At 58.5% G+C, this 3027-nt stretch carries 4 protein-coding genes; 1 reads left to right on the top strand and 3 read right to left on the bottom strand.

The window, feature by feature from the left end:
- The coding region (locus FHT73_RS29160) for a cyclophilin-like fold protein (protein WP_246712279.1) at nucleotides 1-230 on the top strand (230 nt) is incomplete at its 5' end.
- A gap of 234 nt (nucleotides 231-464) precedes the next feature.
- Here the strand turns inward: FHT73_RS29160 and moaA are convergent.
- The 3 genes from moaA to FHT73_RS29145 form a co-directional block, all read right to left on the bottom strand.
- On the bottom strand, nucleotides 465-1499 hold the full coding sequence (gene moaA, locus FHT73_RS29155) for a GTP 3',8-cyclase MoaA (protein ID WP_112610484.1): 1035 nt from the start codon (nucleotides 1497-1499) through the stop codon (nucleotides 465-467).
- 20 nt (nucleotides 1500-1519) lie between these two features.
- Entirely contained in the window at nucleotides 1520-2452 is a 933-nt protein-coding gene (locus FHT73_RS29150) for an XdhC family protein (protein ID WP_183716530.1), read from the bottom strand.
- Between the two features lie 47 nt (nucleotides 2453-2499).
- On the bottom strand, nucleotides 2500-3027 hold a 528-nt coding region (locus tag FHT73_RS29145), incomplete at its 5' end, for a molybdopterin cofactor-binding domain-containing protein (protein ID WP_183716528.1).

The raw sequence follows: 3027 nt of genomic DNA, 5'->3' as shown, positions 1-3027 counted from the left end.
TGCGTCAAGAAAAGACAGGCAATCTGCCAAAAGCGTTACCGTCAGCGCCACGACAGCGCGGATTCTCGGCCGGGACGCTCGGCCTTTGGAGTTCGGGGGATTTCGTAATCTATTACCGAGCTGGAAGCGTGCCATCGCCCGGCATCGTTATCTTGGGTCAGGTCGAAGGAGATGTTTCGTTCTTCGACCGACCAGGCAAGGTTAAGATCAAAATTGAAAAAGCAAAATAACATCGATTCCGAGGAGTTAAGGCATTTGTTTCTGGTCCCCGTGCGGGTTAAATCTCTACGGGTCGTTACGGGGCTTCGTGATCCATGGGACACACGGATGTTCGAGAACACCTGAGATCGCGTTGACCAGAACCTCGCGCAGATACAGATCCTGTGTAACAACGAAGGGGCGAATTTGTCGCGCAAACGCTCTACGTGCAACATTTTAGCAACAGCAGCCGGCTCTCGGATTCATCAGCCGCCCGTAACACTCATATGCCTTTGGACGGCTGGGCGGTTGTCGCGATCGATGACGAAGTCATGGCCTTTCGGCTTGCGGGCGATTGCCTCGTCTATGGCCGCTGCCAAGGCGGCCGGGTCATTCGTGGCTCGCAAAACCCCGCGCAAGTCGGCGGCATCGTTCTGGCCGAGGCACATGTAGAGCGTGCCGGTGCAGGTGAGCCGGACGCGGTTGCAGCCCTCACAGAAATTATGGGTCATCGGCGTGATGAACCCTAGGCGGCCGCCGGTCTCTGCGACCTCCACATAACGGGCAGGGCCGCCCGTCTTGAACGGGATATCCTTGAGGGTAAACTGCTTTTCAAGATTTTGGCGCAGTACGGACAGAGGCAGGTAGCGGTCAGTGCGGTCTTCGTCAATCTCGCCCATCGGCATGGTTTCAATGACGGTGAGATCCATGCCGCGACCATGTGCGAACCGCAGCATATCGGCAATCTCCCCATCGTTGACACCCTTGAGCGCGACGGCATTGAGCTTGATCTTCAATCCCGCCTTCTGGGCTGCATCAATGCCCTCCACGACCTTTGAGAAATCACCCCACCGGGTGATGTCTTTGAATTTTTGCGGATCAAGCGTATCAAGTGAGATATTGATCCGGCGTACGCCGCAGTCATAAAGGTCCTCGGCAAACCGGGCGAGCTGCGAGCCGTTGGTCGTGAGTGTCAGCTCGTCGAGATCACCGGTTTCGATATGACGGCCGATCGAGCGGACCAGCTGCATGATGTTCTTGCGCACAAGCGGCTCACCGCCCGTGAGCCGCAGCTTGCGCACGCCTTTGGCTATGAATGCTGAACACAGCCGGTCGAGTTCCTCCAGCGACAGCAGGTCTCTCTTCGGCAGAAAAGACATGTTTTCCGCCATGCAGTAGGTGCAGCGGAAGTCACAGCGATCGGTGACGGAGACGCGCAGGTAAGTCACCGCGCGCCCAAACGGGTCGATCATCGGAGCTAGTCTTTGTCGAGGCATCTCCGGGTGGGATTTTGGCTCCATCGTCTGCGAAAGTGTCACGGTCATGCGAATACCGCAAGCCGAGCGGCGGCAACGTCGGCGAGAACCGAGAGCGCCAACGAAGTGGCATCCCGGGTCGGGCCGAACAGTCCGATCGGCGCCTTGATCCGCTCGAAGGACTTTGGAGGAATACCGCGCGACCGCAGCCGTTCGATGCGGCGGCGATGGGTCCGAGTGCCTCCAAGAGCGCCAATATAGAATGCCGGAGATGCCAAGGCTTCACTTAGCACATTTGCTTCCAAATCCAGGTCATGATGGAGGAGTACGACAGCCGTAAACGCATCGATACGAAGAGCGCCCTGATCCACTCGAAGCCGAGTGCTATCTACCACCTGGATATCGTAGCCGGACACGTCTGCAATACGACGAACTGCCTCGGCTTCAGCCATTTGACCGGAGATAACGACCTGCGTTCGCGGACGATAGACCGACACGAACGCACCCTCAAACCACTTCGATTGCGGCGGAACCCTATCAGCCCGCGATAGGGTCTGCGATTGGGGCGTGTAAGCCAGAGCGGCTGAGCAACGGTTGGCCAGATCGACAAGCGCATCCGCCAAGATGCTTGTGTCGCGGATAACGTGAATCGCAATGGTGATGCCCCCACCACAGGGCAATTCAATATCGAAGAACGGCGACCCCGCGCCGAACCTGACAATCCGATCGCGGCCTTCCGAAATGGCTTGCAAAGCTTCGGCCGCCACCGCCGCCTCGACGCATCCGCCAGAAACATATCCGCAGAATCGACCATCTGCCGCAACGGCAACATGCGCGCCAAGAGCCCGAGCGGCTCCGCCTCTGATCTCCACCAGGGTTGCGAGCGCCGCGCCTCCGCAACCGGCAGCCTCGATCGCAAAGCCGAGGATGTATGCCGGATCGTCGATCGAGCTCGCCCTCACGGGCACCGGTATTGTCGTGATGAAAGTCTCGTTCAAGTCGGATCCTCGAAGGGTTGCGGTGGCCGAACGGGCCACCGCGTTGATCAGGCGACGTCTGGTAATCCGCCGATCAGCTTGTCGAGGGTCATCGGGTAATGTCGCAGGCGAACTCCCGTAGCATTATAGATCGCGTTGGCGATCGCCGCAGAAACGCCGCACAGGCCAAGCTCACCAATGCCTTTTGCCTTCATCGGCGAAGACATCGGGTCCGTCTCATCCATGAAGATCACTTCCTGATGAGGGATGTCGGCATGCACTGGTACCTCGTATCCGGCGAGGTCGTGGTTGACGAAAAAGCCACGGCGGGTATCTACCGCAAGTTCTTCCGATAGAGCCAGACCTGCACCCATCGTCATCGCGCCGATCACCTGGCTTCGCGCTGTGATCGGATTGAGAATGCGGCCTGCGGCACAAACGGCGAGCATGCGGCGGATACGGGTCTCGCCGGTGGCAACATCGACGCCAACCTCGACGAAATGAGCCCCGAAGGTCGATTGCTGATGGCTATCCGACAGCTTCTCCCATTCGATTTTGTCTTCGCCGACAAGTCCGTCTGGACCGGCAGCTTCAGC

Origin of the sequence: Rhizobium sp. BK098 (assembly GCF_014193155.1) — a bacterium.
Lineage (GTDB): Bacteria > Pseudomonadota > Alphaproteobacteria > Rhizobiales > Rhizobiaceae > Rhizobium.
This window is presented reverse-complemented; position numbering and strand designations above follow the sequence as displayed.

What these genes read in the sequence shown, in the direction of transcription:
- moaA (WP_112610484.1), bottom strand. Translation starts at nt 1,499, where the DNA reads ATGGAGCCAAAATCCCACCCGGAGATGCCTCGACAAAGACTAGCTCCG.